Here is a 2,632-nt window from a genome sequence, read left to right on the forward strand (position 1 = left end):
GGGGGGGGGGCTTTGGGGGGGCCCCCCCCCCCCCCCCGCGACCCCGGCGCCGCCTGGCTGCGCGACCGGGTGGCCCCGATCCTGCGCCGCCAGTCGAATTGAGCCGCCGTCAGTTCACGCCCTGGGTCGAGCGCAGGGCGAAGTCGCCGCCGAAATTGACCAGCATCACGCCGTTCCAGCCGTCGCGGAACCCGTTGTCGCTGGCCTCGATGATGGTCTTGCCGTCGAGCGCCACCACCATCCGGCCGGCGGCGTCGCGGGTCCAGGTGATGCGGGTGCGGTCGCCGCGGCGCAGCGGCGCGGTGTTGGTGGTCTGCGCCACCTGGGTGATGCCCGAGCGGCCGGCGCGGTAGAGCGCGAAGACCGGGCTGTTGGCCGGCAGATAGACCAGCCGGTAGCCGGAATCCTTGGACGCGCCCTGAAAGACCCGGATCTCGAACTGGCCCTGGTTGGCGACGTCGGTCAGCTCGAACTCGAGCCCGAAATTGTTCTTCAGCGTCTGCTGCAGCGAGATCGCTGCGACCCCGCCCTGCTGCCCGTTGGCCGCCTTGGTGTCGCTGTGCAGCCCGCTCTTGTCGACGGTCCAGGTGCCCTGCAGCGAGGTCCAGGCCGGGTTGGCGGTGTAGTTGCCGTCGCTGAAATCATCGCTGAACACGCGGGTGCCGGCCAGCGAGGCCGGCTGCGCCGGCGCCGGGGCGGCCGGAGCCGGAGCGGCGGCCGGCGGCTGCGCCGGTGCCGCCGGCGGCTGGGCCGGGATCGGCGCGGTCGAGGCCGGCGGGGCGACGGTGGCGGAGTAGCGCTCCGCCAGCCCCTTCAGGTCGGCGATGAAGTCGGGGCTGGCCGCCTTGTCCCGTTCGGCCTGGCTGACCATCCGCGACAGCTCGTCGAGCAGCGCCTTGGTCTGGTCCTGCTGCGCCGGCTGCCAGGGGGCGTAACGCTGGGTTGTCTGCGCCATCGCCATGGGGGCCATGGCGGTGGACGACAGCAGGATGGCGGCGAGGATGGGCAGAAGGGCTCGGACGGGTTTCATCGACGGGGCTCCGCTTCCAGGTCGCGACGGCACATGCCGTTTCTGACGCGCCGGACCGCCGGGCTCAAGCCCTTCCGATCGGCGCGCCCGGAAAAACCCCCGGGCGCCGCCGCGGTTCCGGCCCGGCGCGAGGGTCGCAACATTCCGAACGCCGCGGCCGCCGGATCCGGCGATTCGCGAAAGAACGGCCGTGACAAAGCCGCGATGCCGGCTTATATGCAGGACATGAACTCCGTCCGCGCGACCTATTTTTGGTACTTTAGCTCCCCGCTGCCAGCGGCGGAGCGAGGGTGCGCGTGATCTGAAGTTCGATCCACAGCCGACCCGAGAGCCGCCAGATCCCCTGGCGGCTTTTTTGTTGCCGCCGGCGGGGTGAACCCAGGAGCCCAAGCCGTGTTGAAGACCACCGACGACCTGCGCATCCGCGAGATCAAGGAGCTGAGCACACCCGCCGAGGTGATGCAGGAGTTCCCGCGCGATGCCGTGGCCACCCGCACCGTGACCGAGGCCCGCCGCGCCCTGCACGGCATCCTGCACGGCACCGACGACCGCCTGGCCGTGGTGATCGGCCCGTGCTCGATCCACGACCCCGCGGCGGCGCTGGACTATGCAAGCCGGCTGCAGCCGCTGCGCCAGCGCCTGGGCGGCGAGCTCGAGATCATCATGCGGGTCTATTTCGAGAAGCCGCGCACCACGGTGGGCTGGAAGGGGCTGATCAACGACCCCGACCTGGACGGCAGCTTCCAGATCGACAAGGGGCTGCGGCGGGCGCGCAGCGTGCTGCTGGAGGTCAACCGGCTGGGCCTGCCGGCGGCCTGCGAGTTCCTGGACATGACCACGCCGCAATACATCGCCGACCTGGTCGGCTGGGGCGCGATCGGCGCCCGCACCACCGAGAGCCAGATCCACCGCGAGATGGCATCCGGCCTGTCCTGCCCGGTCGGCTTCAAGAACGGCACCGACGGCAATGTGAAGATCGCGGTCGACGCCGTCTCCTCCGCCTCGCAGCCGCATCATTTCATGGCGGTGACCAAGAGCGGCCGGTCGGCCATCGCCTCGACCGCCGGCAACGACGACGCGCACATCATCCTGCGCGGCGGCAAGGCGCCGAACTACGACGCCGCCAGCGTCGAGGCCGCCTGCGCCGAGCTGGCCCGGGCCGGGCTGCGGCCGGCGGTGATGATCGACGCCAGCCACGCCAACAGCAGCAAGAAGCCGGAGAACCAGCCGAAGGTGGTCGAGGACGTGGCGCGCCAGGTCGAGGCCGGCGACGGCCGCGTCGTCGGCGTCATGGTCGAGAGCCACCTGGTCGCCGGGCGGCAGGAGCTGATCCCGGGCCGGCCGCTGGTCTACGGCCAGAGCATCACCGACGGCTGCATCGGCTGGGACGAATCGGTCGCGGTGCTGGAGCGGCTGGCCGCTTCGGTCGCAGCGCGGCGGACTGTAACACCTCGGACGTTGACGGCGACCGCCTGAGATCCGATCATCTCGACATGACCCGCTTCGCCCGAGCTACCGCCAGCAGCAAACGACGTCGCCCTTCGGCGCCCGCGGCGCTGGGCGCCGCCACTAGACGTGGGGGGCCCGACGCGGCCCGGGGGC

At 71.4% G+C, this 2,632-nt stretch carries 2 protein-coding genes; one reads left to right on the top strand and one right to left on the bottom strand.

Annotation, left to right across the window (positions count from 1 at the left end; genetic code table 11):
- Window positions 1-109: 109 nt before the first annotated feature.
- A complete protein-coding gene (locus tag AAHM41_RS39850; protein ID WP_342242189.1) occupies window positions 110-1,030 on the bottom strand; it encodes a hypothetical protein in 921 nt (306 codons plus the stop codon).
- Between the two features lie 393 nt (window positions 1,031-1,423).
- On the opposite strand from AAHM41_RS39850, the gene AAHM41_RS39855 reads away from it, so the two are divergent.
- On the top strand, window positions 1,424-2,506 hold the full coding sequence (locus AAHM41_RS39855) for a 3-deoxy-7-phosphoheptulonate synthase (protein ID WP_342242190.1): 1,083 nt from the start codon (window positions 1,424-1,426) through the stop codon (window positions 2,504-2,506).
- Window positions 2,507-2,632 lie beyond the last annotated feature (126 nt).

Source organism: Inquilinus sp. OTU3971 (assembly GCF_038440215.1).